General features: G+C 63.1%; 26 protein-coding genes. 16 read left to right on the top strand and 10 right to left on the bottom strand.

Going from position 1 to position 26,145, the window contains the following annotated elements:
• Positions 1 to 21 precede the first annotated feature (21 nt).
• A complete protein-coding gene (locus tag CW354_RS06945) occupies positions 22 to 408 on the top strand; it encodes a hypothetical protein (protein WP_133162209.1) in 387 nt (128 codons plus the stop codon).
• On the opposite strand, the gene CW354_RS06940 is transcribed toward CW354_RS06945, so the two are convergent.
• Both CW354_RS06940 and CW354_RS06935 read right to left on the bottom strand, forming a co-directional pair.
• Complete coding sequence (locus CW354_RS06940) at positions 405 to 698, bottom strand: YciI family protein (protein WP_104829303.1); 294 nt, start codon at positions 696 to 698, stop codon at positions 405 to 407. The genes CW354_RS06945 and CW354_RS06940 overlap by 4 nt on opposite strands.
• 2 nt (positions 699 to 700) lie before the next feature.
• The gene (locus tag CW354_RS06935; protein ID WP_207764748.1) at positions 701 to 1,714 is read right to left on the bottom strand and encodes an NAD(P)H-dependent glycerol-3-phosphate dehydrogenase; all 1,014 of its coding nucleotides are present in this window, start codon (positions 1,712 to 1,714) and stop codon (positions 701 to 703) included.
• A gap of 74 nt (positions 1,715 to 1,788) precedes the next feature.
• Between CW354_RS06935 and CW354_RS06930 the strand changes: the two genes are divergently transcribed.
• Together CW354_RS06930 and CW354_RS06925 are read left to right on the top strand one after the other, a co-directional pair.
• A complete protein-coding gene (locus CW354_RS06930) occupies positions 1,789 to 2,421 on the top strand; it encodes a TetR/AcrR family transcriptional regulator (RefSeq protein ID WP_104830029.1) in 633 nt (210 codons plus the stop codon).
• A 727-nt stretch (positions 2,422 to 3,148) separates the two neighbouring features.
• The gene (locus CW354_RS06925) at positions 3,149 to 3,592 is read left to right on the top strand and encodes an Rrf2 family transcriptional regulator (RefSeq protein ID WP_104829302.1); all 444 of its coding nucleotides are present in this window, start codon (positions 3,149 to 3,151) and stop codon (positions 3,590 to 3,592) included.
• A 49-nt stretch (positions 3,593 to 3,641) separates the two neighbouring features.
• On the opposite strand, the gene tsaD is transcribed toward CW354_RS06925, so the two are convergent.
• Entirely contained in the window at positions 3,642 to 4,736 is a 1,095-nt protein-coding gene (tsaD, locus tag CW354_RS06920) for a tRNA (adenosine(37)-N6)-threonylcarbamoyltransferase complex transferase subunit TsaD (RefSeq protein ID WP_104829301.1), read from the bottom strand.
• A 57-nt stretch (positions 4,737 to 4,793) separates the two neighbouring features.
• Here tsaD and hemC point away from each other — a divergent pair, with 57 nt between their 5' ends.
• From hemC to CW354_RS06900, 4 genes are all read left to right on the top strand, one after another.
• Entirely contained in the window at positions 4,794 to 5,825 is a 1,032-nt protein-coding gene (gene hemC / locus CW354_RS06915) for a hydroxymethylbilane synthase (protein ID WP_104829300.1), read from the top strand.
• Entirely contained in the window at positions 5,822 to 6,544 is a 723-nt protein-coding gene (locus CW354_RS06910) for a uroporphyrinogen-III synthase (protein WP_165793563.1), read from the top strand. Before hemC ends, CW354_RS06910 begins: the two co-directional genes overlap by 4 nt.
• 62 nt (positions 6,545 to 6,606) lie before the next feature.
• On the top strand, positions 6,607 to 8,250 hold the full coding sequence (locus tag CW354_RS06905; RefSeq protein ID WP_104829298.1) for a mitofilin family membrane protein: 1,644 nt from the start codon (positions 6,607 to 6,609) through the stop codon (positions 8,248 to 8,250).
• Between the two features lie 9 nt (positions 8,251 to 8,259).
• Positions 8,260 to 9,786: a heme biosynthesis protein HemY gene (locus CW354_RS06900; RefSeq protein ID WP_104829297.1), complete on the top strand. Its 1,527-nt coding sequence runs from the start codon at positions 8,260 to 8,262 to the stop codon at positions 9,784 to 9,786.
• Between the two features lie 132 nt (positions 9,787 to 9,918).
• On the opposite strand, the gene CW354_RS06895 is transcribed toward CW354_RS06900, so the two are convergent.
• Positions 9,919 to 11,694, bottom strand: coding sequence for an AMP-binding protein (locus CW354_RS06895; RefSeq protein ID WP_104829296.1), 1,776 nt, complete (start codon positions 11,692 to 11,694; stop codon positions 9,919 to 9,921).
• A gap of 245 nt (positions 11,695 to 11,939) precedes the next feature.
• Positions 11,940 to 12,443, bottom strand: a complete 504-nt coding sequence (locus tag CW354_RS06890) for a fasciclin domain-containing protein (protein WP_104830028.1) — start codon at positions 12,441 to 12,443, stop codon at positions 11,940 to 11,942.
• 217 nt (positions 12,444 to 12,660) lie between these two features.
• On the opposite strand from CW354_RS06890, the gene CW354_RS06885 reads away from it, so the two are divergent.
• Complete coding sequence (locus CW354_RS06885) at positions 12,661 to 13,254, top strand: helix-turn-helix domain-containing protein (protein WP_104830027.1); 594 nt, start codon at positions 12,661 to 12,663, stop codon at positions 13,252 to 13,254.
• 3 nt (positions 13,255 to 13,257) lie between these two features.
• Here CW354_RS06885 and pyrF read toward each other — a convergent pair whose 3' ends face one another.
• Both pyrF and nth read right to left on the bottom strand, forming a co-directional pair.
• A complete protein-coding gene (pyrF, locus tag CW354_RS06880) occupies positions 13,258 to 13,959 on the bottom strand; it encodes an orotidine-5'-phosphate decarboxylase (RefSeq protein ID WP_104829295.1) in 702 nt (233 codons plus the stop codon).
• A gap of 108 nt (positions 13,960 to 14,067) precedes the next feature.
• Positions 14,068 to 14,865, bottom strand: a complete 798-nt coding sequence (gene nth, locus CW354_RS06875) for an endonuclease III (protein ID WP_207764704.1) — start codon at positions 14,863 to 14,865, stop codon at positions 14,068 to 14,070.
• A gap of 308 nt (positions 14,866 to 15,173) precedes the next feature.
• Between nth and CW354_RS06870 the strand changes: the two genes are divergently transcribed.
• The 6 genes from CW354_RS06870 to CW354_RS06845 all read left to right on the top strand — a co-directional run bounded on the left by CW354_RS06870 (position 15,174) and on the right by CW354_RS06845 (position 20,837).
• Entirely contained in the window at positions 15,174 to 15,719 is a 546-nt protein-coding gene (locus CW354_RS06870) for a DUF2244 domain-containing protein (RefSeq protein WP_207764703.1), read from the top strand.
• A gap of 43 nt (positions 15,720 to 15,762) precedes the next feature.
• Positions 15,763 to 16,308, top strand: a complete 546-nt coding sequence (locus CW354_RS06865) for a hypothetical protein (RefSeq protein ID WP_133162208.1) — start codon at positions 15,763 to 15,765, stop codon at positions 16,306 to 16,308.
• A gap of 11 nt (positions 16,309 to 16,319) precedes the next feature.
• Positions 16,320 to 16,760, top strand: coding sequence for a lactoylglutathione lyase (gloA, locus tag CW354_RS06860; RefSeq protein WP_104829293.1), 441 nt, complete (start codon positions 16,320 to 16,322; stop codon positions 16,758 to 16,760).
• Positions 16,761 to 16,867: 107 nt separating this feature from the next.
• Positions 16,868 to 17,845 (top strand): ABC transporter ATP-binding protein, encoded by a 978-nt coding sequence (locus tag CW354_RS06855; protein ID WP_104829292.1) that lies wholly within the window; start codon positions 16,868 to 16,870, stop codon positions 17,843 to 17,845.
• Positions 17,842 to 19,362 carry an ABC transporter permease gene (locus CW354_RS06850; RefSeq protein ID WP_104829291.1) on the top strand — a complete coding sequence of 507 codons (1,521 nt, stop codon included), beginning with the start codon at positions 17,842 to 17,844 and terminating at the stop codon, positions 19,360 to 19,362. Before CW354_RS06855 ends, CW354_RS06850 begins: the two co-directional genes overlap by 4 nt.
• A 92-nt stretch (positions 19,363 to 19,454) precedes the next feature.
• Positions 19,455 to 20,837, top strand: a complete 1,383-nt coding sequence (locus tag CW354_RS06845; protein ID WP_104829290.1) for a dicarboxylate/amino acid:cation symporter — start codon at positions 19,455 to 19,457, stop codon at positions 20,835 to 20,837.
• Positions 20,838 to 20,870: 33 nt separating this feature from the next.
• On the opposite strand, the gene CW354_RS06840 is transcribed toward CW354_RS06845, so the two are convergent.
• Positions 20,871 to 21,071, bottom strand: a complete 201-nt coding sequence (locus tag CW354_RS06840) for a zinc-finger domain-containing protein (RefSeq protein WP_104829289.1) — start codon at positions 21,069 to 21,071, stop codon at positions 20,871 to 20,873.
• Positions 21,072 to 21,217: 146 nt separating this feature from the next.
• On the opposite strand from CW354_RS06840, the gene CW354_RS06835 reads away from it, so the two are divergent.
• Both CW354_RS06835 and CW354_RS06830 read left to right on the top strand, forming a co-directional pair.
• A complete protein-coding gene (locus CW354_RS06835) occupies positions 21,218 to 22,180 on the top strand; it encodes an ABC transporter ATP-binding protein (RefSeq protein ID WP_207764702.1) in 963 nt (320 codons plus the stop codon).
• A 91-nt stretch (positions 22,181 to 22,271) separates the two neighbouring features.
• Complete coding sequence (locus CW354_RS06830) at positions 22,272 to 24,776, top strand: VWA domain-containing protein (RefSeq protein ID WP_104829288.1); 2,505 nt, start codon at positions 22,272 to 22,274, stop codon at positions 24,774 to 24,776.
• On the opposite strand, the gene CW354_RS06825 is transcribed toward CW354_RS06830, so the two are convergent.
• Both CW354_RS06825 and CW354_RS06820 read right to left on the bottom strand, forming a co-directional pair.
• A complete protein-coding gene (locus CW354_RS06825; protein ID WP_104829287.1) occupies positions 24,760 to 25,668 on the bottom strand; it encodes a 1-acyl-sn-glycerol-3-phosphate acyltransferase in 909 nt (302 codons plus the stop codon). The two genes, CW354_RS06830 and CW354_RS06825, sit on opposite strands and share 17 nt — an antisense overlap.
• A 109-nt stretch (positions 25,669 to 25,777) precedes the next feature.
• On the bottom strand, positions 25,778 to 26,020 hold the full coding sequence (locus CW354_RS06820; RefSeq protein ID WP_104829286.1) for an XrtV sorting system accessory protein: 243 nt from the start codon (positions 26,018 to 26,020) through the stop codon (positions 25,778 to 25,780).
• Positions 26,021 to 26,145 lie beyond the last annotated feature (125 nt).

Raw genomic sequence — 26,145 nt, 5'->3', positions numbered from 1 at the left:
GGCGAGAGATAAAGGGTGGAGATGCGTAATATTGAAGCCATATTCGGGGGAATATTGGCGCTCTTCGTATTGGGCGTCGCCTTTTTCGCGGTGATGAACACCTCGTTCCCGTCTGACCAGGGCGGGGGCGGGCCCGCGCCGGCCGATGAAATGGCTTATTCCGGAAGCGCAACGACCCCGACGCTGGCGGCCACATCGGGTCAGGATCTCATCTGCGAATGCTATGACGCCGGGTTCGAGCTGGCGGGCGAGGTGGATGTTCTCTCGCCCCAATACCGCACCGGTTTTCAGCAGTGCCGGGCCCGCGGCGGGGTCGACGGCGGCGACGCCTGGACCGCCGGCTGGAACGCGCGGCTGTCGGGCCGGCCTTACGAGGCGAGCTGCCGCGCCTACAAGCGCCGCCGCTAAACTTTCGAGATATTGGCGATCACCGTCTTGAACGGGATGATGTCGACCGACGCGAAAAGGCCCGCCTTGGCGTAAGGGTCGTTGTCGGCGATTTCGCGCGCCGCCTGTTCGTCCTTCGCCTCGACGATGATCAGCGAGCCGACCGGGTCGCCATTTTCGTTCAGCATCGGGCCGGCGAGCATCAGCCTTTCGCCGAAACTGTCAGCGTATTTGAGATGCTCGGTCCGGGTCTCCATGCGGAGCGCAACGGAGTCCGGTTTGTCCCGGCAAAGCAAAATGAATTGGGACATCGTTACGCCTCCGATCTGAATGGCCGCGCGAGCAGGGCGGCGATGATTTCGTCGACGCTTTTCTCTCCGGCGACGAGCGCGGCCACCGCCTCGCAGATCGGGGTTTCTGCGCCCGCCTTGACGGCGAGGGCGTGAATGGCGCCGGCGGTGGCGACCCCTTCGCTCACCGTGTTGCGCTCGGCGAGAATGTCGTCAAGCGCCCGGCCTTTGCCAAGCTCGATCCCCAGCGACATATTGCGCGAATGGGCCGACGAGGCCGTCAGAATAAGGTCCCCGAGACCTGAAAGCCCGGCCATGGTTTCCGGTTTGGCGCCCAGCGCCACGCCGAGCCGCTGGAATTCGGCGAAGCCCCGCGCGATCAGCGCCGCCCGGGCGCTTTCCCCGAGCCCCTTGCCTTCCACCACCCCGGCGGCGATGGCGAGGACGTTCTTCACCGCCCCGCCGAGCTCCGCGCCGGTGAGATCGTCGGAAAGATAGGGCCGGAAATGCGCCGCCCCGACCGTCGCCACCCAGCGGCTCCCGAGATCGCGATCGGCGGCGGCGAGGGTCACCGCGGTGGGCATGCCGAGCGCCACGTCGCGCGCGAAGCTCGGCCCTGACAAAACGGCGGGTTCGGCCTCCGGCCATACCTCGTGCAGAACCTCGGTCATCAGCATGCCGGTCGCGCGTTCGATGCCTTTCGAGCAGAGCGCGACCGGGATCGCCCTGCCGCCGGCGCCGGATCTCAGCTCGGCGAGGACAGGCCGGGCGAACTGCGCCGGCACGACAAAAAGTAGGGCCTCGTTTTCGGCGGCCATACCTAATGAATTCAAGGCCTTAAGGCTCTCTGGCAAGGGAACGCCGGGAAGGAACGCAGTGTTCTCATGAGCGTCGTTGACGGCGCGTATGACCGCATCCTCGCGCGCCCAGAGCGTCGTCGGCACGCCGTTCGCGGCGCACAGCGAGGCCAGGGCCGTGCCCCAGGCGCCGCCGCCGACGACGCCAAGGGAAGCAAAAGGAGTGCCCGGGTTCACCACTTCTTGTTCTCGCAAAGATTGCCGTGTGACGACTGAACGGTTTATAAAGATGTCAACATACACAAAGCATGCGCATGCCTGCCGAAGTTCTCGATGAAACCGCCAAGCAGATTCTGGACGCCGCAAGCCGGCGCTTCCTGCATTACGGCTATGGCAAAACGACCATGTCGGAGATCGCCCAGGACTGCAATATGTCCACGGGCAACCTCTATCGCTACTTTCCGTCGAAGCTCGACATCGCGGAAATGTTCGTCCGGGTGCTCCGGCGCGAACAGGCGGCGCGCCTGCGCGAGGTCGCCGACGACCCGGATATGAACCCGGCGGAAAAGCTCCGGGCGTTTTTCGGGCGCAAGTTCCAGCTCGCCTATGAGCGCTTCCACGACAAGCCGAAAGCCTATGAGCTTTCGCGCGAGCTCATCACGTCGCGCCCCAAGGTCGCCATCGAATGGGAAAACGCCGAGGCGCGGGTTCTGACGGAGATCCTCCTCGAGGGCGACCGGGAGGGGGTCTTCGCCATAGAGAATGCGGGCGACACGGCCCGGATCATTCAGGACGCCTGCTATCGCTTCACCAGCCCTTCGATCCTGCAGGACAGCGAGTACGAGGCGCTTTCGGTGGAGCTCAACGGCGTCATCGATCTTATTCTCGACGGTTTCGCCTGGCGGGCGGCCAAAAGAGCGGCTCAGGACAAGCGCAAACAGGCCTGAAGCCGCGGCTTGTCTCTTGTGCGGGCGCGATGAAGGGCCAAGAAAACACCTCTCGGCGGTCGGTTTCAGGCGGGATCTTTAGTGCTTTCACGCGTCATTTCGATCAAATCGGCGTGATGTTCTTTCCCCAAGGGTCATGAAATACGCCTCAACCTATTGAAAAATATATAGCTATAGGCCTTTTTAGAAAAATTACGATTAAACAATGAATATTTATGATTTCGTTCATTGACAAATCTTCAGTCGAGGCCTATTTCCCCCTCATCGGAAGCGGGGAACCCATTCCGATGAGCGCTGAAACGGTCTGACGCCCTTGCGGGTGAAGAGGCCGGCGCGGCGCCAAGAGCAAGAAACGAAAACTGATCAAACAAAAGAGAAACCCAATGTCGAGCCTTCGTAATTTCGCCATCCAGGCGACCGCCACCCTGACCCTCGCCGGCGTCCTCGTCGCGCTGCTTTACACCGCGGCCGATCTCGCCACGCGCGGCGTCGTCATCGCTTAAGACCCTTTCAAGAACCCGCTGTTGCGGTCTGTTCCTCCTACCCCCGAGGACGTCCCCTCCCCCCGACCGCAACAGCGTCCCCTCTGCGCGGAAGCCTGCCCCGGCTTCCGCGCTTTTTTTTGCGCCTGAAATGCTGCAACTGCAAAATCAGCGATTTGCAACTGCGTGCGTTACACAATGACAAGATTTGAGCGTTAGCGTGATCTCCGAAAGGAGCTCCCGCTATGGCCGCATCGACCCGTTTCGCCGTCGCCGCCCATCTCATGACCCTGCTCGCCGTCCGGCGCGGCGTTCCGCAGACATCCGAGGCGCTGGCCCGCTCGGCCGCCACCAATCCGGCGGTCGTGCGCCGGCTTCTCGGCGCGCTTTCAAAAGCGGGGCTGGTGACGACGCATCTCGGCAAGGGCGGCGGGGCGGAACTCGCCAGGGGGCCGAAGAAAATCACCCTTGCCGATATTTATCGCGCCGTGGAAACGCCGGGTCTCATTCCGCTCGCCCGCACGGCGCCGGCCGTCGATTGCGCGGCGGGCCGGCAGATCCAGCCGGTGCTGAAAGAGATCGGCGAACAGGCCGAGGCGGCCTTCCTCGCCGCGCTTGAAACAAAGACCCTGAAGCAACTGGCGAAAGAAATTGCTGCAGCCGATGTTGCAGCAAAAAGCGCAGCATAAATCGGAAATGCTGCAGTCTATGCTGCAGCAAAAACCTGCAGCATGAATCTCAGGCTTTCGGCCCTTTGCGGCCCGAACCGAAGCGCTTTCCCTCGCCCGGATCGGCCAGCGGCCAGCGCGCCCGCGGCGCGAGCCCCAGCGCTTCTTCAGGTTCCATGGCGAGCCCGGCGGCCAGTCTTTCCGCGCCTGCCCAGGCGATCATCGCGCCATTGTCGGTGCAATATTTCGGCGGCGGGGCGATAAGCGCCCATGACTTTGCTGCGCACAATTGCTGCAGCATTTTTTTGATGGCGCAGTTCGCCGCGACGCCCCCCGCGACCACCAGGCGCTTTGCCTCGGGCATTAGATCCATGGCCCGTTCTGTGCGGTGGGCGAGATGACGGGCGGCGGCCTCCTGAAACGAGGCGGCGAGATCGGCGATGTCCTGGGGCGTCGGGTCTTCAAGGCTTTGCGCCGCCTCGCGCACCGCCGTTTTCATCCCCGAAAAGGAAAAGTCGCAGCCCGCATGTTTCAGGAGCGGGCGCGGCAGGGCGAAGCGGTCCGTGCGTCCGCCGACGGCGGCGGATTCCACTTTCGGTCCCCCCGGCGCGCCGAGCCCCAAGAGCTTCGCCGTCTTGTCGAAACATTCCCCGGCGGCGTCGTCGATGGTGGTGCCGAGCCGGTCATACTTTCCAACGCCCGAAACGCGGATCAGCTGGGTATGGCCGCCGGAAATCAGGAGCAGGAGGTAAGGGAAGGGCGCGTCTTCGGTCATCCGCGCCGACAGGGCGTGGCCTTCCAGGTGGTTCACGGGAACGAGCCGAACCCCGTGAGCCAGCGCAATCGCCTTCGCCGTGGTCAGCCCTACCATCACCCCGCCGACGAGGCCCGGCCCGGCGGTGGCGGCGACCAGGTCGAGATCGGCGTAATCGACGCCGGCTTTCACGACCGCTTTTTCGATGGTGGCGTCGAGCCGCTCCACATGGCTCCTCGCCGCGATCTCCGGCACCACCCCGCCAAAGGCCGCATGGTCGTCATGCTGGGTCCAGACTTCGTTGGAGAGAATCCGGCATGAGCCGTCGCCGCGCCGCAGCACCACCGCCGCGGCGGTGTCGTCGCAACTGGTCTCAAGGCCCAGCGCCAGAATGTCTTTCGTCTCGCTCATCAGGCTCCGCTTGCCTCAGGCTTCGGGACTGCGTTAAGCCCCGACAAGGAAATCTGCATGGACAGGAAACTGCGCAAAGACGCAAGGCCCCGCGCCGCGCTAAGTTGCGCCAAGACCCACATTCCGAAAGCGAAACGAGTGCCAGAAGACAAGTCTTTCGCCATCGCCAGCCGCCGTTCGCCGCTCGCCATGGCCCAGGCGCGGATCGTCCAGAGCATGGTCGCGAAAGCCGCCGCCATCGCGCCGGACGCCGCGCCGGTCCGCGCCTATATTTCGAGCGGCGACAAAAACCTCACAAGCTCCCTCGCCGAGATCGGCGGCAAGGGGCTTTTCACCAAAGAGATCGAGGAGGCGCTCTTGTCCGGCGATGCGCGCTTCGCCGTTCACTCCATGAAGGACATGCCGGCGGAGAGCCCGCCGGGCCTTGTCACCGCGGCCATACCGCCCCGCGAGGACCCGCGCGACGCCTTCATCTCCTATGTGGCGGAAACGCCCTGGGACCTGCCCCCTGGCGCAAGGGTCGGCACGGCGTCGGTGCGCCGGGCGGCGCAATTGCTGGCGCGCCGGCCGGATTTGAAGCCCGTCACCCTGCGAGGCAATGTCGGCACGCGCATCGACAAGCTGGAGCGGGGCGAGGCCGAAGCGACCTTTCTGGCGCTCGCCGGGCTTAATCGCCTCAATTTCGAAGATCATGTGACCACCCTCATGGCGACGGACGAGATGCTGCCCGCCGTTGGGCAGGGCGCCTTGTGCGTTCAGGCCCGCGAGGACGACGAGGAGGCGCGGGCGATCGCCGCATCCTTCAACTGCCCGAAGACCAGCGCCTGCGTCGCTATCGAACGGGCTTTCCTCGCCGGGCTCGACGGCTCCTGCCGCACGCCCATCGCCGGGCTCGCGGTGATCGACAGCGGCGAGATCGTGTTTCGCGGCGAGGTTCTCTCTCTCGATGGGACCGAACGCTACGGGGTCGAGCGCCGTCTCGCTTATTTCGAGAATTGTGAAAATGATGCTGCAAAACACGGCGCCGATGCCGCGGCGGAGGTGAAGGCGGCGGCGGGCGAGGAATTTTTCAGGAAGCTCGCCCAGTGACGGCGCCCCGCGTCATCGTCACCCGGCCCGAGCCGGACGCCGGCGCCTTCGCCGGTCTCTGCAGGGCTCATGGGTTCGAGCCCATTGTCTCGCCGGTGATGGCGATCGAGATTGAAAAGACGACGCCCGACCTTTCGGGCGCGGGCGCGCTCGCCTTCACCTCGGCGAACGGCGTGCGCGCCTTTGCAGCGAACAGCGGCGCGCGCGATCTGCCGGTTTTCGCGGTGGGACAGGCGACGGCGGAGGCGGCAAAAGCGGCGGGTTTCGCTGACATTCATGTCGCGGGCGGCGACGTCGACAGTCTCGCTGAACATATCGCCTCCGAAAAAGAGTCCGCCGGAACAGGCGTATTGCATATTGCAGGGGAGGCGCGCGCCGGCGACCTCGTCGCTTTGCTGGAAAAAAGCGGGATTCCCGCCCGCCGCCAGACGCTTTACCGCGCCGTCCCGGCGGAAGCGCTCGACAATGCGGCTCTGGCGGCGCTGAACGACGAAAAGGCCGATCTCTGGGTCAGCCTTTTTTCGCCCCGCACGGCGCGGCTTTTTGTTACGCTTGCGGAACGGGCGGGACTGGCGCCCGCGCTTGGCCGGGCGCGCGCCGCCTGTCTCAGCGAGGCGGTGGCCGAAGCGGCGGGGACGCGCTGGCGTTCGCGCCATATCGCCGCCGAACGGACGGCGGAAAGCCTTGCGGCGCTCATCGCCGCACAGTCCCAAGCTTGAGCGGGGCGCCGCCGCCGCTTATTTAGAGGAAGGCGCTGCAGCGCAAAACGAAAGGGGCCTTCGTGGCGGACGAACCCGGCAAACGCGATAACGACAAGCAGGCCCCTGACGAGGGCTCCGCGAAAGGTTCTGGCGAGAGCGAAGGCAAATCTGAGCTTCCTGAAGTCGAAGCCGAACTCGTCACCGAAAAATCGGCTTCCGAGTCCTCCGATGACGCTTTCGATGCGGATGCGCCGAAAGAGGCGGGCGAGCCTGGCCCGGCGCCGGGAGAGGCCGAGCCGGGCTCTGACGATGGTGCGGAAAAGTCGGCCAGGAAATCCGCCTTCACCCCCGGCGTCATGCTGTTCCTGGCTTTCGTCGTCGTAGCGCTGATCGCGTTTGCGGTCTGGCGTTTCTCGCCGCTCGGCGCGCCGTCGCCGGAAGCGGAGCCCGTGCAAACATCCGCCGCGCCGGATGAGGCCCCCGCGGAAGACGAAAGCCCTGCCCCCGGGACGGAGGACCTTGCGGTCCCTGACGAAGACGCCGCGTCCGGTAAAACGCCGCCCGAAGACGAACCCGCAGATGCGAAGATCGCGAATGCGCCGGCGGGCGAACTTAAAACCTCGCCTGCGGCGATTGAAGAAGGCGACAGCGGTTTCCTGCCGCCGGTCGCCGAAGAGGGCGCGAAGAAGATTGAAAACACCGTCGAGCCCGGCGCCAAGGACGCGATGCGCGCGCTTGACGATGAAGAAGCGTCCGCCGATACGGCAGGTGCTCCGCTTACGGAGGAAGGCGTTGAACCGGAAGAATCGGTCTCCGACAGTGCGCCGGCTGAAGATACACAGCGCGCCGAAGTTGAAACTGAGGACGCCGGGGAAAGCATTGCTGAAGAAGCGGCGTCTGAAGAGGACGAGGCGCAAGACGATGTTGCGCCTGCAGAGCTTTCCGAAGCCGACCCCTCAAACGAACCGGCTGACAGTGCGGCGGTGGAACAGCTTGAAACGCAACTCGCGCAATTGCGCGCCGATTTTTCCGACGAGAAACAAAATTTCGAAAACGACCTTGCGGATCAACGCCGCATAAATGCGGATCTGATGGCGGAGGTCGAAAGCCTTCGCGCCCAACTGACAGACGTCGAAACCGCCCGCGCCCAGGCTGTAAACGAAGAAGTCGTCGCCTTGCGCGCCGAGGTCGAAAAACTGCGCCGGGAGCAGGCGAATGTCTCCGCGCGCCAGATGCGCGCGTCGTTCGCGCTCGCCGCGCTTTCCCGCGCCATCGACCAGGGCGATCCTTTCACGCAGGAGCTTGCCGCCGTCGAGGAATTCGCGCCGGACGCCGCAGCCGTGCTGGAGCCTTATGCGGCGGACGGCGTCGCCACGGAAGCGGCCCTGCGCATAGGTTTCGATGCGGCCGCGCGCGAGGCGCTCGCCGCGGCGGGGCAGGAAAAGGCCGGCGGCGGGCTCAAAGGGCTGATCGCGCGGGCGCAGGGCTTGGTAAGCGTGCGCCCCGCAGAACCGGTCGCCGGCGACGCGCCGGGCGCCGTTCTCTCCCGCGCCGAAAACGCGCTTGAAGAAGGCGATGTCGCTTTCGCGCTGTCGCAGCTTGGAAGTTTGCCGCCCGCTGCAAAGGAAGCGATGGCCGAGTGGACGTCTGACGCCAAGGCGCGGGCCGCGGCCGAGGCCGCGCTTGCGGCGCTGCAGACCGAAATCACCGGCGAGACCGGTTAGGAGCGCCCCATGATCCGTATTCTGATGTTCCTTTTGGGCGCGGTCTTTTTCGCCTTTGTCATCACTTATCTGGCGAGCCTCGACAACCGCATCACCGGCGAGGCCTTCGGCTATCATTTCGACGGGCCGTCTGGCCTCATCATGGGCGGCGTGATCGTGCTCTTCTTTCTGGCGATCTATCTGACGCACAAGATCAAAGACATCCTGGCGTTGCCTGCGAAAATCCGCGCGAAAGACGCCGAGACGCGGCGCGCGCGCGGCATAGCGGCGCTGACCCGCGGGCTCGAGGCGGCGGCGGCCGGCGACGGCGAGGATGCGGCCCATCACGCCCGCGTCGCCCGGCGCAATCTTGACGATGTGGCGCTGACCCGGCTGTTGACCGCGCAGGCGGCGCAATTGTCGGGCGATGCGGCGACGGCGAAGGCGAGTTTTTCTGAAATGCTCGCCGCGCCGGAAACGGAATTTATCGGCCTTAAAGGGCTTTACGCCCAGGCCATGGCCGCCGGCGAGACGGAGACGGCCAAGGGGTACGCCGAACGCGCTTTTCGCTTGCGCCCCAATGCGGTCTGGGCGTTCCAGTCGGTGTTCGATCTTGGCCTCGAACGCGGCGCCTGGGGCGAAACCCGCGATGCGGTGGTGCAGGCGAAAAGGAACAATGCCGTCGAGGCCGCGCGCGCCGACCGCGCCCGGGCGGCCCTCTTGACCGCGGACGCCTATGCGCTCGGCGATCAGCACGCCGCGCTGTCCGAAGCCGAAGCGGCCTTGAAACTAAGCGCTGGTTTCACGCCGGCGGCGGTGCTCGCCGCGCGCATCGCCATGGAGGAAGACAAGACCGGCAAGGCGGCGCATATCATTGAAACCGCTTTCGCCGAGACGGCGCATCCGGCGCTGATCAAGCTTTACGATCGTCTTTATAAGGACGAAAAACCGGAAAAGCGCGCCAGAAAATTGCGCAAGCTCGCCGAGAAAAATCCCGAAACCGACGAGGCGGCGCTGTTGAAAGCGCGGGCCGCGACCCTGACCGAAGACTGGTCCGGGGCCGTCGATGTCTTGGAGTCGGTGATTGCGCGCGAACCGACGCCCGCGGCCTTCTCCCTGATGGCGAAAGCGGCGGCGGGCCTTCATGGCGAAGCGGCGGCGGGCGTCTGGCTCGAGCACGCCGCGAACGCGCCGCGCGATCCGCGTCCCGGCGCCGAAGGCGAGTTTCATCTGACCCGCGAGGGCTGGGCGCGCCTGATCCGCGAATATATGGAGTATGGGCGTCTTTCGCCGCCGCCCATCGAGGAAGCGGCGGCCGGCATGCCGCCCGATGAAGTGCGCCTCCTGCTCGCCCCGCCCGTCGTCGAAGAGCCCGAACCGGAAGAACCGGCGGGCGAGGAAACGGCGGAAATATCGAAGGAAGATGAAGAGACTTCCGCGGGCGATGCGCAGGAAGAGACGAAAGAGACTTCAGCGTCAGAGGATGAGGAAGACGATCACATCCATAATGACGAAGAAGCCGAGCGCGCGGCGAATGCGGCAAGGGGCGTGTCTTAAAAAACCGCTCATCCCGGCCCCCGGGGTCGGCCAGAGGCCGATCCGAGGATAAACTCCAGCCGGGATCTCCGTCCGCAAACTCAGAGCATGTTGAAAAAGATCCCGGCTTTCGCCGGGATGAGCGGAATAAACCTACTCCGCCGCGTCCTTGCGCTCGCCGCTTTCGTCATTGGCGGGCTGAGATGTGCTCGCCTCCTGTCCGTCCGTGCTTTGCGACGCCTTGGCCGTTTTTTCCGCGGCCTTGGCTTCTTTTTCGAGGCGTTTCTTTTCCGCTTTTTCCGCGGCTTCGCGTTTTTTGAGGTCGCGTTTCGACAGCTCTTCGGCGGGGTCTTGCTGCTTAGCCGCTTCCGCCGCCATCATCGCCTCTTCGGCGATGGTTTTGACCTTGAGATAATCGATCTTGCCGGTGCCGAGCACCGGGATTTCATCGACCGTGACGATCTTTTTCGGCACGGCGATTTCCGGCACGCCGTGCGATTGCGCCCAGGAAATAAGAAGCCCGCGCGGCGCCTCCTTGCGGTCGGTGACGAGAATGACCTGCTCGCCCTTTTTCGGATCGGGCATGATCGTCGCGGCGTGCAGATTGTCCGGCCAGACGGCCGACGCGCAGTTCTCGACGACCGCGAGCGAGACCATCTCGCCGCCGATCTTGGCGAAACGCTTCAAGCGTCCGCGGATCGACATATAGCCTTGATCGTTGATGGAGACGATGTCGCCGGTGTCGTGCCAGCCCTCTTCAAGCGGCGTGACGACGCCCGGATTGTCCGGCGAGAGATAGCCCTTCATCACATTCGGCCCGCGCACGAAGAGCCGGCCCGCGCCTTCAAGGCCTTCGACGGGTTCAAGCCGGGTTTCGATGGCGGGCAGCATCTTGCCCACCGTGCCGGAGCGGATGTCGCCGGGCTGATTGGCGGCGAGGACAGGCGAGGCTTCGGTGACGCCGTAGCCCTCCAGCACCTCGAAGCCAAAGCGCTTTTCCGCCGCCTGGCGGGTTTCGTCGCGCACTCGTTCGGCGCCGCAGACGGCGATGCGCAAGGAGGACATGCCGCCGTCGGGGCTGGCGCGCATATATTGCGAGAGAAACGTGTCGGTCGCGAACAGCACCGTCGAGCCGGTCTCGAAAATCCGCTTGGGGATGATTTTCGTCTGCAGGGGCGAGGGGTGCAGCACCACCGGATAACCGTTGAGGATCGGCCACAGCGCGCCGGCGGTCAGCCCGTAGCAATGAAACGTCGGCAGCGGATTAAAGAAAATATCCGTAGGCAGAAGCTCCACATGTTCGGAAATCTGTTCGATATTCGCCATGATGTTGCGATGGGAGAGAATAACGCCCTTGGGCGCGCCTTCGGTCCCTGAGGTAAAAAGAATGACGCCGGGCTCTTCCGGGTTCGGATTGGCGGCGAGGAAGGAAGGGAGGATGGGCCCCAAGAGCGCCAGCGCCTTGTCCTGCGGTTTGATCTCTTCACGGATGTCTTCGAGGTAAAGGATCTCCACCGCGCCGGAGAGTTCGTCCATGAGCTTTTCAAGCCCGCCGAGTTCGACGAATTTTTTCGCCGTGACGATTTTCGTCACTTCCGCGGCCCTGCAGGCGGCGAGGAGATTTTTCGACCCGGCGGTGAAGTTGAGCATGGCCGGCACGCGCCCGCGCGACAAAAGCGCGAAGAGCGCGATGACGGCGCCGGCGCCTGTGGGCAGGAGAATGCCTACGCGCTCGTCTTTTTGCGTATGACGCGCCAGCGCGCCGCCAAGCGCGAAGGACCCGCGCGTCACATCCTTGGTGGTCAGCTTGCGCCCGTCGCCATCGGTAATGGTGACCTTGTCGGGTTTTTCCCGCCGCGCATGTTCGAGATAGGCCTGAAAAATCGCGCGCCGCGACCGGCGCTCGATGCGTTTGACCTGATCGCCCATATCCCTGACGTCCTTCCCGCCCTAAATGGCCCCCGCCATGATGGCGGTGTTTCCCCCGCCTTGCCGTACGCGGCAATGTAGGGCGCCGGGAGCGGAATTTCCAGAAGGATCGGGCCGATAAGCCCTTGATAAAGGACGCTTTAAACGCCTTTGGCGGCCCTTCGAAAAGAAAAACCTCCGGCGGGAGCGTTGTTCCGCCGGAGGTTCTGGCGATAAGGCGCGTGAAGCCAGTTGGGAAGGCGGCCTTAGTCGCCGGGGGGCAGGAGCACGCTGTCGATGACGTGGATGACGCCGTTGGAGGCTTTCACATCCGCCGCCGTCACGGTCGCGTCGTTGATCATCACGGCGCCGTCTTTCACCGCGATGGAAAGGCTGGCGCCGTTTACGGTGTCGGCGCTGTCGAGTTTGACGACATCGGCCGCTTTCACTTTGCCGGGCACGACGTGATAGGTAAGGATCGCGGTCAGCTGATCCTTGTTTTCCGGTTTCAGAAGGCTTTCCACCGTTCCTTCGGGCAGTTTCTCAAACGCCGCGTCGGTCGGGGCGAAAACGGTGAAGGGGCCTTCGCCCTTCAAGGTTTGGACAAGACCGGCTTCGGTCAGGGCGGTCGCCAGAGTGGTGAACTGGCCCGCCTCGACAGCGGTGTCGACGATGTCCTTTTTGGCTTTGCCGTGATGATCGGCGTTCGCTGCGCCGAAACCGGCGGCGAGGGCCGCGGCGGCGGCGATCAGCGGTTTTGCAAATGTCATTTGCATCTCGGTGTTCTCCCTATGCTGCACTGTTCCGCTCATGAACCCGGAGGCGCCGGAGCGGGCGACTTGGCGCTTTGGCAACGCTGTTCGCGAGTTTTCTTGTAAAGAAAATAGAATTTATTGATACTAAAATTATCGTGAGGTGAATAAGAATGTTCTTGAAAAGAAAATTTAGACCCGTAATTTGATCCTGAAGAAACAAAAAGCGCAGGCCATGCTTTCCAAAACACTCGCCGAAGGTCTTGAGCAATATGAAATCGGATCGAAGATCCGCGCCCTGCGGCTCAAGAAAGGCATGGCGCTGGCGCAGCTCGGGCAGCATTCGGGCCTTTCAACGGCGATGCTGTCGAAAATCGAACGCGATCAGATTTTTCCCACATTGCCGACCCTCTTGCGCATCGCCATGGTGTTCGGCGTCGGGCTCGACCATTTTTTTACTGAAAACGAAGACCGCCCCCTGGTCGCGATCACGCGCAAAAAAGAGCGCATGCGCTTTCCCGAACGCAAGGATATGGAGGGGGAGACCTATTTCTTCGAAAGTCTGAATTTTCCGAGTACGGACAAGAAACTCGACGGCTACCTTGCAGAATTTTCCATGGAGTCCGAACCCTCCGAGCCGCATGCTCATGACGGCGTCGAGCTTGTCTATGTGATCAAGGGCCGGCTCGCCATTGCGATTGACGGCGAGGAGCGGCTGCTCGACGAAGGCGACGCTATTTATTTCGACAGCCGCGTTTCGCACAGCTACCGCCGGGCCGGCCGCGGGGCCTGTTCGGCGCTCGTCATTGTCGCGGCTGAGGGCGGCTAAGCTTCAAGCGGGGACAGCCGCCGCGATTTCCTGATGAATGTGCTGCGCCGCCTTTTTCGGGTCTTTCGCGGCGATGATCGGCCGGCCGATGACGAGATGATCGGCCCCTGCGGCGACGGCGCCGGCAGGCGTGACGACGCGCTTTTGATCGTTCGCATCGGCGCCGGCGGGGCGCACGCCGGGGGTGACGATTTTCAGGGCGTCGCCGAAGCGCGCCTTGATCGCCTTGGCCTCTTTCGCCGATGCGACGACGCCGTCGGCGCCGGCTTCGGCTGCGAATTCCGCGCGTTTTAGGACCAGATCGGGAAGCGGAATCTCGATCCCCATTTTCGTCAAGCTCGCCTGGTCGAGGCTCGTCAGCACCGTGACGGCGAGGATTTTCAAACGCTTGTCGTCGCCCCGGCCCTCGACCGCGCCTCTCAAAACGTCCGGCTCGGCGTGCACGGTGAGGAAATCGCCGCCGAGTTTCGCAACGCTTTTGACGCCGCGCTCCACCGTCGCGCCGATGTCGTGGAATTTGAAATCGAGAAAGACTTTCTTGCCGTCATCCGTCAGGCGTTTCGCCAGATCGAGCCCGCCGACCGGCATCAGCTGATAGCCGATCTTGTAGAATGTTCCTTCCGCGCCGATGGCGTCGATGGCGGCTTGCGCTTCGTCTTGAGACGGAAGATCGAGGGCGATGATCAGGCGGTCTTTTGAGGTCATAAATTCACTCCGATCATCCCCGCGCAAGCGGGGATCCAGTCAAGTCCGTTTCTGGTTTTATGGGTCCCCGCCTGCGCGGGGACGAGCGGGGGAGGAAAGCTTGCAGCGTCATTTTGCGGGCGCTTTCTTCTTTGCGGTTTTCTTCGCCGTCCTCAATTTCGGCTTTCCCGCCAGTTTCTTTTTCGGCGCGGCTTTCTTTGCAGTCTTCTTCGCCGCCTTCTTTTTCGCCGCAGGTTTAGGCCCGTTTTTCTTAGGAGCGTCCGGCGACATCACCTTTTCCTTGAACTGGCACAGATCGACAATAGGGCAGCGCCAGCATTCGGGTTTGCGCGCCTTGCAGATATAGCGGCCATGCAGGATCAGCCAGTGATGGGCGTGCTGCATGAAGTCGTCGGGGATGATTTTCTCAAGCCCCAGCTCGACCTCGAGCGGGTTTTTGCCGGGCGCCAGTCCGGTGCGGTTGCCGACCCGGAAAATATGGGTGTCGACGGCGATGGTCGGCTGGCCGAAGGCGACATTCAGCACCACATTCGCGGTCTTGCGCCCGACGCCGGGCAGGCTTTCGAGCTCTTCGCGGGTTTGCGGCACTTCGCCGCCGAACGCGTCGATCAGCTTTTGCGACAGCGCGAGGACGTTCTTGGTCTTGTTGCGCCAGAGGCCAATGGTCTTGACGTACTCGCCCAGTTTCTTCTCGCCCAGCGCCGCCATCTTTTCCGGCGTGTCCGCGACATCGAACAGGGTCTTGGTCGCCTTGTTGACCCCCTCGTCGGTCGCCTGCGCCGAGAGGGCGACGGCGACGACGAGGGTGAACGGATTTTTGTAATGAAGCTCCGTCTTCGGGGCGGGCCGCGCTTCTGAAAGGCGCTCGAAAATCTTCCGCGCGGTTGCGCGCGTCATTTTGGGCATTTGGCGCTCTTGAGATTCGTTTGCGCGACCATAGCGCGCGGCGCGCCTGGAGCCCAACCGAAATTTTCACAGAAATGGTTTTGCCAGTGGATGCTCAGACGTTCGCTCGCTCAGTCCCGATGCTTATCAGGCTCTAAAACTTAAGAATCAGCGCCTGAGCCGTATCGTGTTTTGATAAGCTGCCGTCTGATTATTTCAGTTCCCGGGATTGTTGCCGAGATTTCGAGCAGGCTCTGAGGTAAAGTTTTCGCGTAAAGTTCCTGCGAGGGCGAATTGCAGCGGGCCGCCCCCGCGCCTATGTTTTCCCCATGAAACGCGTCCGTCATATGGAGACCATGGCGCCCGTCGCCAAAGGCCGAAGCTCGAAGGCGTCGGGCCTCGACGATGTGGCGGAGGGCGAAAGTCTTTTCGATGCGGTGCTTTATCCCAACCGGTCGCTGCCCAATACCGGGTTCTGGGCGGTGATGAGCATCGTCATCGCCTCGAACCTGTTTTTCGGGACCTATTTCTTTTTGAAGGGCGCCTGGCCGGTGGTGGGGTTCTGCGGGTTCGACGTCTTCGCGGTGTGGCTGGCTTTCAAGCTCAGCTACCGCCAGGGGCGCCTGCGCGAGCGGGTGCGGGTCACCAATGAAGAGATGTGGGTGGCGCGGGTCCTGCCCTCGGGCCATGAGACCCGCTGGCGCCTCCAGCCTTACTGGACCCGGGTTTTCATCGAGCGGCCCGTCGGCCATGAAAGCCAGGTTCAGGTGACCTCCAAGGGCAAGACCCTCATTCTCGGCGCGTTTTTGTCGCCTGAAGAGCGGGGCCGCTTCGCCGAGGCCCTGTCCGACGCCTTGGGAAAAGCGCGGGCCTAGGGTAAACCGGCGGCCCTTGCGGGAATTCATTAGGACTTCTTTGATGCTCGGCTTCTTCCTTGTTGTGTTTGCGGCCCTCTTGCTCGCCGGCGGTCTTTACTGGCGCTGGCGGCGGAAAATCGCCGAAGAGGTGGCCGAGGGCGCCGAAATCGAATGGGCGCATTTCCAGAAAACCGAGCCGGAGTTTCTCGAAGGGATCAGCGAAGAGAAGTTCCGCGAGATCTATGCGCGGGTCCACACGCCGCGTTTCCCCGCTTATGTGCTCGCGACGTTCGCGACCTTTTTTCTTTCGCTGCCGGTGACCTTCGCCATCCTGACCGGGCTGTTATGGGCCGGTCAGGCGACGGGCGTTGTTCCGCAGCCGGTGGAAATGGTCCAGTATGTCAATCTCGGCGATGCGCGCGTGGCCGAGTCCTGGCAGTGCGGGCCCGAGTGCCAGCTCTATATCGCCGAGGCGTTTTCGGGGTTTTATTATTTCTTCGGCGTCATCGTCGCCTGGCTCGTCATCGTCTGGTTTTTCATGCGCCGCTATCACAAGCGCCGGCCCGGCTATCTGCGCGACGAGATTATCCGTTCAAGAGAAGGCTAAGGAGACATATTTTGCGTTATCTGCACACCATGGTGAGGGTCAAGGATCTCGACCAGTCGCTCGATTTTTACTGCAACAAGCTCGGCCTTCAGGAGGTCAACCGCATGGAAAGCGAGAAGGGCCGTTTCACCCTCGTTTTTCTCGCCGCGCCCGATGATGTCGAAATGGCGAAAGAGAGAAAAGCGCCGCTTGTGGAGCTCACCTATAATTGGGATACGGAAGATTATCAGGGCGGGCGCAATTTCGGCCATCTCGCTTATCGTGTCGAAAATATTTACGAAACCTGTCAAAAGCTGATGGATGCGGGCGTCGTGATTAACCGTCCGCCCCGCGACGGGCATATGGCTTTTGTGCGCTCGCCCGACGGCATCTCCATCGAGCTGTTGCAGGAGGGCGAGCATCTGGCGCCGGCTGAACCCTGGGCGTCCATGGAGAATACGGGGACCTGGTAGCGCCCGGATTATAGGGGGCTTATCCATTCCTTAACGCCGCAGACGCCAAAAATAAGGCGGCCCGAAAGGGGCGAAACCGCCGCCGGAAACGCCAGGAAAGCGAGCGCATGACGGATCATCCCGTTCAGCTTGAAAACATCACGAAACGCTACGGCGCTTTCACGGCGGTGAAAGACCTCACCTTCTCGGTGGCGAAGGGAGAGATCTACGGCTTTTTAGGTCCCAACGGCGCCGGCAAGACGACGACGCTGAGGATGATGCTCGACATCGTGCGCCCGAGCGAAGGCCGCATCTGCGTCCTCGGCTCCAATTCGGCCATCTCCGTGCGCCGGCGCATCGGCTATCTGCCCGAAGAGCGCGGGCTTTACCGCAAGATGAAGGCGGCGCAGTCGATTGCTTATTTTGCGCAGCTGCGCGGGCTTTCCGGACGGGACGCGAAGAAAAAGGCTTACGCGCTTCTCGAAGAGTTCGGGCTCGAAGACTTCGCGCGTTCGAAAAACGAGGCGCTGTCGAAAGGCATGGCGCAAAAGGTTCAGTTGCTGGCGACCATCGCCCATGAACCGGAGCTTCTCATTCTCGACGAGCCTTTCTCGGGACTCGATCCGATCAATCAGCAGACGCTTGAAAAGCTCATCGCCGATCAGCGCGCATCGGGGCGCACGATCATTTTCTCCACCCATGTCATGCAGCATGCGGAGCGTTTGTGCGACCGTTTCCTGATCATCGCCGAGGGCGAGAAACGGTTCGAAGGCACGCTTTCCGAGGCGCGGGCGCGCTACGGCCAGCGCCTGCATGTGCGCTCGACCGCGCCGGCGGCGGCGTTCGAGGTCTTGCCCGGCGTCGAGGCGGTCCGGCTCGAGCGCAATGGCGGCGAGGAAAGCGATTACCGCATCGAGCTCGCCGACGGCGCCGACCCGCAGGATTTCCTGCGCCAGGCCGTGGCAGCGGGGATTGTCCTCACCCGCTTCGAGCAGGCGGGCGCGACCTTGCACGACATTTTCGTCGATCTCGCCGGCGATGAGGCGAGCGCGCCGGCGCATGATCAAGAACGCGCTTTCGCGCGGGGCGCGGAGGCGGCGGAATGAAACAGGTTCTCCTCATCGCGCTCAGGGAATACAAGCAATATGTCCTTTCGCGCGGCTTTTTGATCTTTCTCCTGATGTTTCCGGTGAGCCTTGTCGCGGTCACCGCCGCCATGGGGCTTGTGGAGCGCAACAAGCCGGTGCGCGCTTTCGTCGTCTATGATGAAACCGGACAGTATGCGGACGATATAGATCGTGAAATCGAACGGCGATACCGGTTCGGCGCGATTCGCGCTTGGGACGATTATGTCGGCGCGGCGGTCGCCGACGGCGCCGAAGCACTGCCCGAACCGTTCGCGCCCGCGCAGGTGAACGACGCCCGGCTGAAAGCGTTCGAGGCGGCGGGCGGTTTCGAAGCGGCGAGGCAAGCCGCAGCGCCTTTGTTGCGTGAAGGCGCGCCGGACTTCGAATTGCCGCGCCAGCAATTCGAGCGCGTCAAGACCGACGCCTTGCTTCAGGGCGTTACAAGCCTTGAAGACGCCGAAGAGGTCTTAAGGCCCTATCTTCTGGGCGAGCGCGACGTGATGCGCGCCGAGGGCGCGACAACGCCGCTGTTCGCCGCCGTCATGGTGCCGCGCGATTTCGGGGAAGGGGACGAGGCCGCCGCCGCGCAATATTGGAGCCGCAACCTCACCGACAATGCGCTCGAAGACCTCGTCGGCAATGCGCTGACCTCGGCCCTGAAACGCCAAGCCATCGCCGATATGGGGCTCAGCGAAGAAGCGCTTGACGATGTGGCGGCGATTTCCGCGCCCTTCAATTCCTACCGGCCCGACCGCGCGGCGGAGGACGCGCAATTGAGCCTCAAGGACCGGGTTGAAACCGGCCTTCCCGCCGCGCTCACCTATATGCTGCTGGTGATCATTTTCGGCGTTGGCAATCTTCTGTTGACCAACACGATCGAGGAGCGCTCGAACAAAATCGTCGAAATCCTCCTTTCGTCGGTGACGGCGGAGCAATTGATGATGGGCAAGCTCATCGGCATCGCCGCCGTGGGACTGACCATGCCGGCGATTTTCCTTTTCGGCGGGCTTGCGGCCTCGGCGACCATTTCGTCCGCCGGCGACAGTTTCATGGGCGCCGCCATCGGAACGCTCTTCGGCTCGCCGCTGCTCCTCATCTATCTTTTCTATTTTTTCTGCGCCTATGCGATTTTCGCCATGATCTTTCTCGCCATCGGCGCGGTGTCGAATTCCCTGCAGGACGCCCAGTCTTATATGGGCCCGGTGATGATCCTCGTCTTCGCGCCGCTGCCTTTCATGATCATGGTGTTCCAGAACCCCAACGGCTTCATCGCGACGCTCCTCACCTGGATCCCGATCTATACGCCTTACGCGGTGATGATGCGCGCCGCCGCCGACCCGCCCTTATGGGAAGTGCTCGGCGCGACGGCGCTGATGCTCGCCTTTGCGGCGCTTCTCGCGCGCTTCATGGGCCGGATTTTCCGCAACGCGATCCTTCAGGCCTCGCCGCCGAAGGCCCGCGAGGTCTGGCGGCTCGCCCGAAGAGAAGGCGTTTAGGCGGCCCCCTGCGACGGGGAAGCGCATGCCTTTCGCACTGGCCATGGCGGCCCAGCCCGCCGTAAAAGGGCGGCGGAGAACGAAACCGCCCCATGCCGAAATCACGCTTTAAATATAACAGTCTTAATCGCCGGCTCGACGTTCTCGTCAGCGGGAAATTATGGCTGCAGGTCCTCATCGCCATCGTCATCGGCGTGGCGGTGGGCGCACTGTTCGGGCCGGATCTGAACCTCGTCTCGCGCTCCGTCGCGGAGCTGGTGGGCGAATGGCTCGCTTTGCCGGGCCGGCTTTTTCTGGCGCTCATCCGCATGGTCATCATTCCGCTTGTCGCCAGCTCCATCATCATGGGGCTCACCGCCGCGGGCGAAGGCTCCGATTTAAAGCGCATCGGCGTGCGCTTCATCGTCTATGTGCTGACGACCACCATGGCGGCGGCGTCGCTCGGCGGCGGCCTCGCCTGGCTGGTCGGCGCGGGCAAGGACATCGCGGTGAAGGCGCCGCCGACGCCGAGTCTGAAGCCCGATCCCGCGACCATCGAACAAGCCGTTTCGCCGATCGAAACCATCAGCCGCGATCTGCCGGCGATGATTTCGAATCTCATTCCGCAGAATATCTCCGCCTCGATCCTCGAGCAGGATATGCTGGCGGTGGTTGTTTTCTCGCTGTTTATCGGCATCGCGGTCATCACCGCCGACAATCGCGAACTGACAAAGCCGCTGGTTTCGCTGATGGGCGCCGTCCTCGAAGTCTGCATGACGGTGATCCGCACGGCGATGCGGTTCGCGCCCTTCGCGGTCTTCGGGCTGATGGCGCAGACGACGGCTTTGAACGGGCTCAACACGCTCATCGATCTCGCGGTTTACTGCGCCGTCGTGATTGGCGGGCTTGGCCTCCTCCTGGCGCTTTATCTCGTCATCGTTGCGGTCTTCGGAGGCATGACGCCATGGGGCTTTTTACGCGCCGTCGCGCCGGTGCAGCTTCTGGCTTTTTCCACATCGAGCTCGGCGGCGGTGATGCCGCTCACCATGAAGACGGCGGTGGAAAAGCTTGGCGTGCCGCCCTCCCTCGCCGGGGCCGTGGCGCCCCTCGCCGCCACCGTCAACATGGCGGGGACGGCGCTTTATCAGTCGGCGGCGATCGTCTTTCTCGCCAATATCGCCGGCTCCTCGCTGTCCTTCGGCGAGGCCGCTTTCATCATGGTCACGCTGACCGGCGCCTCCATCGGCGCGCCCGCCGCGCCCGGCGCCTCCATCGCGGTTCTCTCCGCGACGGCGACCAGTTTCGGCATTCCGCTGACGGGTCTTGCGCTCGTCCTCGGCGTCGACCGGCTGCTCGACATGGCGAGGACGGCCGTCAACGTCACCGGCGACCTCGTCGCCTGCCGTTTGTTGTCGAAAGGAGGGCCGGCGGCGGCGTCGGCCGCGCCGCCGGCGCCAAGCCACGCGGCGCCGCCGCCGAAGGATGCAGCGGCGTAAGCGGAAACCAAAAATCAGAAAGCAGCAAACGCTTTAGTGCGACGTCTCGTTCGGCTTGTAGATAAACTTACGGTCGCAATAGCCGCATTCGGCTTCGCCGTCTTCCAGCGAATACCAGACGATCGGATGGCCGAGGGCGCCGCCGCCGCCGTCGCAGGAGACGCGCAGCTTGTCCGTATAGATGACTTCCGGATCGGGCGTGACGGCAGCGGAGGGGGTTTTGTGTTCGCTCATGGGGCGGGCGATCTTCTGTGTGGTTTCAAGGGCCTGACTTGCCGCCGCCGGAGCCTTTCGTCAAGTCTCGCCCTCGCGCTATCGTGCGGATCGGCGCGGTTGACCCTTGCGGGCGCCGGCGCGATAAGCGGGCTTTGGCTGACCGGATGACGCGCCCCATGGATTTCAACGCCAACGCTGACTACGCCATCGCCGCCCGCGGCGTCAGGAAGACCTATGGCGGCGCCGGCAAATCGCCGCCGAAAGAGGCCTTGAAAGGCATCGACATTCTCGTCAAGCGCGGGTCGATTTTCGGGCTGTTGGGGCCGAACGGCGCGGGCAAGTCGACCTTCATCAATATCCTCGCAGGGCTCGTCAACAAGACCGCCGGCGAGATTTCGGTCTGGGGCTTCGATATCGACCGCAATCCGCGCCAGGCGCGCGCGGCGCTGGGGATCGTGCCCCAGGAAATCAACATGGAGGTGTTCTTCACGCCGCTTGAAGGCATGGAGATTCAGGCGGGGCTTTACGGCGTGCCGAAATCCCAGCGCCGCTCCATGGAGATTTTGAAGGCCCTCGGCCTTGACGATAAAGCCAACGCCTATGTGCGCCAGCTTTCCGGCGGCATGAAGCGCCGCTTGCTCGTGGCGAAAGCGATGGTGCATTCCCCGCCGATCCTGATTCTCGACGAGCCCACCGCCGGCGTCGACATCGAGCTCAGGAAGCAGCTTTGGGAATATGTCGTCAAGCTGCACGAGCAGGGCGTGACGATTGTTCTGACCACGCACTATCTCGAAGAGGCGCAGGAGCTGTGCGAGGAAATCGCCATCATCAATCATGGCGAAGTCGTCGCCTGCGAGCCGACCGAAAAACTGATCTCCTCGCTCGACCGCAAGACCTTGATGGTGACGCCCAATGAAGAGATCGCGGCGGCGCCCGATCTCGGCCCGCTTTCGGCGGACTTGAAACCAGACGGCAATCTCGCCATCCATTACCAGCCGAGCGAGACCAGGGTCGCGGAAATCCTCGAACGCCTCAACGCAGCGGGCGTTTCGGTGAAAGACCTCACGACCCTCGAGGCCGATCTCGAAGACGTCTTCCTCGAGCTCACCTATCACAAGACCGCTTAAACGCCGGCTCCGTTTTAGGGCGCCTGCAGCGCTTCCGTTCCCATGCGGTCATGGTTAAGCTCCCGCGCGACGCCATCGAAGGGGGAGTTTCATGGGTCCGCGCGCGTTTCTGACGCTTTTTTCTGCTGTTTTTATTGGGTTTTTCGCGCCGCCGCCGGCTCTTGCGCAGGCTGAAGGCGGCGATTCCATTCTGGTGCTCGACGCCTCGGGCTCCATGTGGGGTCAGATCGAGGGCGAGGCGAAGATTACGATCGCCAAACAGGTGCTCGGCGATCTTCTGAAGGATCTTCCCGCCGACCGGCGTCTCGGGCTTGTCGCCTATGGCCACCGGCGCAAGGGCGACTGCGCCGACATCGAGGAGATCGCGTCCGTCGGCGCGGAGCGCGCGGCGATATCAAGCGCAGTAGAGGGGCTCAACCCCAAGGGCAAGACGCCCATGGCGGATGCGGTGAAGCTCGCTGCGGAAAAACTGAAATACACGGAGGAAAAGGCGACGGTCATTCTCGTCAGCGACGGGATCGAAACCTGCGCGCCGGATCCGTGCGGCGTCGCCGCGGCTTTGGAAAAAGCGGGCGTCGATTTCACCGTGCATGTTGTCGGTTTCGATGTGTCGGAAGAAAACGCCCAGGCGCAACTGCGCTGTATCGCCGAGAATACCGGCGGCATGTTCGTTTCGGCGCAGGACGCCTCAAGCCTTGGCGAGGCCCTCAACGAAACGGTGATCGAGGCGGCCGATGCGCCGCCGCCGGCTTCCAATCTTTATCTTCGCGCCACCGAACTCGAAGGCGGGATCGTCATCGAAGAGGGGCTGACCTGGCGCGTCACGCCTTCGGGCGGCGGCGATGCGGCGCTTGCCGAAGAGGGCGCCGGCGTCGTCGAAACCAGCGTCGCGCCGGGCTCCTACGACATCGCCGTCGAGCGCCCCTCCGACGGCCTTAAAGGCGCGGCGAAAGGCGTTATCGTGCGCGAAGGCGCGCAGAAGACGGTGACCATCGCGCTCACTTTCCCGGTCGAAGCGACGATCCGGCTTGAGCCCGAAACCGAAGCCATGGCGGGAACCAATATCAAGGTTCACTGGACCGGGCCCGACCGCAAAGGCGATTACATCAAGATCGCGGAAGCCGGCGGCGACGGGTATAAAACTTATGAGTATGTAAGCCGCGGCAATCCGGCGGAGCTCCGCATGCCCGTGGAGCCCGGCGATTACGAAGTGAGCTACATGCTGGGCCGGCCATTGCGCGCGCTGGCGACGGCGCCGATCAAGGCGACGCCCGCGACGGCGACGCTTCAAGCGCCGGAAACGGCGATTGCGGGCGAGACCATTGCGGTCGAATTCACCGGCCCGCCGGCGGGCTCCGGCGACTGGGTCACGGTGGTGAAGCCCGACGCGCCCGGCCAGAAATTCAACGACTACGCCTATATAAGGAACGGCAGCCCGGCGGAGCTGCGCATGCCGCTCGAAGCGGGGGATTATGAAATCCGTTACGTGCAGGGCGGCAGGAGCGTCATTGCGCGCCAGGCGATCAAGGTGACCGAAGCGCTGGCGACCTTGACCGCGCCGGACACGGCCGCCGCCGGGGAGACCGTCAAGGTCGAATTCACCGGCCCGCCCGCAGGCTCCGGCGACTGGATCACGGTGGTGAAACCCGACGCGCCGGGAAACAAATATAACGACTACGCTTACATAAGGAACGGCAGTCCCGCGGATTTGCGGATGCCGCTGGAGGCGGGAAATTATGAGATCCGCTATGTGCAGGGCGGCAAGACCGTCATCGCCCGGCGGCCGATCGTCGTCACGGCGGTGGAGGCGTCCGTCAGCGGGCCGTCGACGGCGGTCGCGGGCGAAATGGTCGCGATTGAATTCTCCGGCCCAAAGCCCGGCAGCGGCGACTGGATCACGGTGACAAAATCCGACGCCCCCGGCCAGAAATTCAACGATTACTATTACACCAACAAGGGAAGTCCGGGCGAATTGAGGATGCCTTTAGAGCCCGGCGAGTATGAGCTGCGGTTTATTCAGGGCAGAAACAAAATCATCGCGCGCCAGCCCGTCACGGTCACCGAAGCGACGGCGAGCCTTTCAGCGAAGGAAACGGCGGTGGCCGGGGAAACCATAAGCGTTGAATTTACGGGGCCGAAGGCGGCCCAGGGCGACTGGCTGACGGTGGTCGCGCCGGACGCCCCCGGCAATAAATTCAACGACTATCATTACACCAAAAACGGAAGTCCCGGCAGCCTGCGCATGCCGCTCGACGCCGGAGACTATGAAATCCGCTTCATTCAGGGCGGCAAGAAAGTGCTGGCGCGAAAGCCGATTATGGTGACGCCGGCGCGCGCCGAACTGATCGGTCCGGCGACCGCGAAGGCGGGCGAACGCGCGGAGGTCGAATTCACCGGCCCGCCCTATGGCGCGGGGGATTATGTGGCGGTTGCAGAACCCGATGCGGACGACCTCAAATACATCCATTACGCCAGCGCTCAGAACGGCGCTTCCGCAACGCTGCGCATGCCGGACGAGCCCGGCGATTACGAATTGCGTTTCATCCAGGGCCACAAGAAGCTGCTGGCGAGAAAGCCCATCAAGGTGACGCCGTAGGAGGCTCTATCGGGCGCCAGTCCTGCGGCGCGGCCTTCAGCGCCATGGCGTGACGGCGCAGGGCGTCCGCCACCTCTCTGGCGTCGCCTTTCAGCGCGTCCGGTTCAATTGGCGCGCCGAACGTGATGCGATAGGTTTTTTGCTTCTTGTTCAAAAGCTCATGGAACAGCGTGATGTCGCGCAGCTCCGTATTGAGTTTCCAGAACCAGTAATAGAGCCATGAATTGCGCATATCGATATGCGCCGGGACCACCGGGCAATCATATTTGCGCGCGAAGATCGCCACCGATGTCAGCCATTCCTGTTCGGTGAGCTCTTTGTCCTCGTTCATGAAGGCGAGCCGCCCGGAGGGAAACAGCACCACGCATTTTTCCGCCTCGAACGCCTTGATGGCGCTTTTCAGGGTCTCGCGCGAGCGCGCCGCCGTGCGTTTCTCCTCGATCCATTCCACGGGAATGATCATGTCCTCAAGGCCGGGCGCGGCGCGCAGCGCGTCGCGATTGGCGAAGAAGGTCATGTCCGGGCGGCGTTCTTTCAGCGCGTCGAACATGGCGACGCCGTCGGGGATGCCGGTGGGATGCGTCGAGGCGATCAGCACCCGCCCCTTTTCAGGAAGGTGATGCAAGCCTTCGGCGCACACGTCGAGCTGCAACAGGTCGCTGATGTAGTCGAACACCTCCCGCGCCGGGAGGTCGGCGATGGCGTCGGCCATCTCGACCGCCGGCCTGTAGAGCAGCAGCGGATAGAGGACGGTCTTGTAAAGCGGCCAGAGCGGCGAGGCGCGCAATTTGTGGGCGCGCTCCTCGATAAGGACGTCCACAATATGCTGCGCGTCGTCGCCGGCTTCGGCGAAGGCGTTGCGATTGGCGGGGGCGAGCGTTTTTGCGTCCATAGGCCCTATATAGGGAGCGAGCGGGCGGCGCGGATTTCCGGCGGCCGGATCCCGCTTTTCTACCGGGATTTCAAGGGCTGCGAAATGGGGCCGTCAGGACGGCCGGCCCTTAGAGGCTCTCTTCGGAATCTTCGCTATAGGGCTGGCTGGCGAGATGCAGGGTCAGGAAGGAGGCCGCGATGAGGAGGGCGACCGCGGCGACCCCGCCGCCATGATTGCCGAGCCAGGCCCCGACGAGGCAGACGAGGGCGACCACCAGATAGGGCGCGAGCGGGGGCCGCTCATGGCGAATGCGGAGCAAAAACAGCCCCGCCGTCGCGATGAAAAGCGTCGCTGAAAGAAGGTCGAACATAGACGTCACGCGGTTTCTCCCAAGCCCGACTTTCGGGTGGTTGCGTTAACAAGGCTTTATCCGGGTTGGTTAACGGAAGCGGTTTTGGCCCAGAAAGGAAGCAGAGGGAAAACTGGCGGGAATTA

The sequence above is a fragment of the Hyphococcus luteus genome, from assembly GCF_002943565.1.
Lineage (GTDB): Bacteria > Pseudomonadota > Alphaproteobacteria > Caulobacterales > Parvularculaceae > Hyphococcus > Hyphococcus luteus.
The sequence above is the reverse complement of the archived record's forward strand: the minus strand, read 5'-3'. Positions and strand labels throughout refer to the sequence as shown.

Coding starts and splice junctions, on each gene's coding strand:
- CW354_RS06945 (WP_133162209.1), top strand. CDS start 22: ATGCGTAATATTGAAGCCATATTCGGGGGAATATTGGCGCTCTTCGTA.
- CW354_RS06940 (WP_104829303.1), bottom strand. CDS start 698: ATGTCCCAATTCATTTTGCTTTGCCGGGACAAACCGGACTCCGTTGCG.
- CW354_RS06930 (WP_104830029.1), top strand. CDS start 1,789: ATGCCTGCCGAAGTTCTCGATGAAACCGCCAAGCAGATTCTGGACGCC.
- CW354_RS06925 (WP_104829302.1), top strand. CDS start 3,149: ATGGCCGCATCGACCCGTTTCGCCGTCGCCGCCCATCTCATGACCCTG.
- tsaD (WP_104829301.1), bottom strand. CDS start 4,736: ATGAGCGAGACGAAAGACATTCTGGCGCTGGGCCTTGAGACCAGTTGC.
- hemC (WP_104829300.1), top strand. CDS start 4,794: ATGGACAGGAAACTGCGCAAAGACGCAAGGCCCCGCGCCGCGCTAAGT.
- CW354_RS06900 (WP_104829297.1), top strand. CDS start 8,260: ATGATCCGTATTCTGATGTTCCTTTTGGGCGCGGTCTTTTTCGCCTTT.
- CW354_RS06895 (WP_104829296.1), bottom strand. CDS start 11,694: ATGGGCGATCAGGTCAAACGCATCGAGCGCCGGTCGCGGCGCGCGATT.
- CW354_RS06890 (WP_104830028.1), bottom strand. CDS start 12,443: ATGACATTTGCAAAACCGCTGATCGCCGCCGCCGCGGCCCTCGCCGCC.
- CW354_RS06885 (WP_104830027.1), top strand. CDS start 12,661: ATGCTTTCCAAAACACTCGCCGAAGGTCTTGAGCAATATGAAATCGGA.
- pyrF (WP_104829295.1), bottom strand. CDS start 13,959: ATGACCTCAAAAGACCGCCTGATCATCGCCCTCGATCTTCCGTCTCAA.
- nth (WP_207764704.1), bottom strand. CDS start 14,865: ATGCCCAAAATGACGCGCGCAACCGCGCGGAAGATTTTCGAGCGCCTT.
- CW354_RS06870 (WP_207764703.1), top strand. CDS start 15,174: ATGAAACGCGTCCGTCATATGGAGACCATGGCGCCCGTCGCCAAAGGC.
- CW354_RS06865 (WP_133162208.1), top strand. CDS start 15,763: ATGCTCGGCTTCTTCCTTGTTGTGTTTGCGGCCCTCTTGCTCGCCGGC.
- CW354_RS06855 (WP_104829292.1), top strand. CDS start 16,868: ATGACGGATCATCCCGTTCAGCTTGAAAACATCACGAAACGCTACGGC.
- CW354_RS06850 (WP_104829291.1), top strand. CDS start 17,842: ATGAAACAGGTTCTCCTCATCGCGCTCAGGGAATACAAGCAATATGTC.
- CW354_RS06845 (WP_104829290.1), top strand. CDS start 19,455: ATGCCGAAATCACGCTTTAAATATAACAGTCTTAATCGCCGGCTCGAC.
- CW354_RS06840 (WP_104829289.1), bottom strand. CDS start 21,071: ATGAGCGAACACAAAACCCCCTCCGCTGCCGTCACGCCCGATCCGGAA.
- CW354_RS06835 (WP_207764702.1), top strand. CDS start 21,218: ATGACGCGCCCCATGGATTTCAACGCCAACGCTGACTACGCCATCGCC.
- CW354_RS06830 (WP_104829288.1), top strand. CDS start 22,272: ATGGGTCCGCGCGCGTTTCTGACGCTTTTTTCTGCTGTTTTTATTGGG.
- CW354_RS06825 (WP_104829287.1), bottom strand. CDS start 25,668: ATGGACGCAAAAACGCTCGCCCCCGCCAATCGCAACGCCTTCGCCGAA.
- CW354_RS06820 (WP_104829286.1), bottom strand. CDS start 26,020: ATGTTCGACCTTCTTTCAGCGACGCTTTTCATCGCGACGGCGGGGCTG.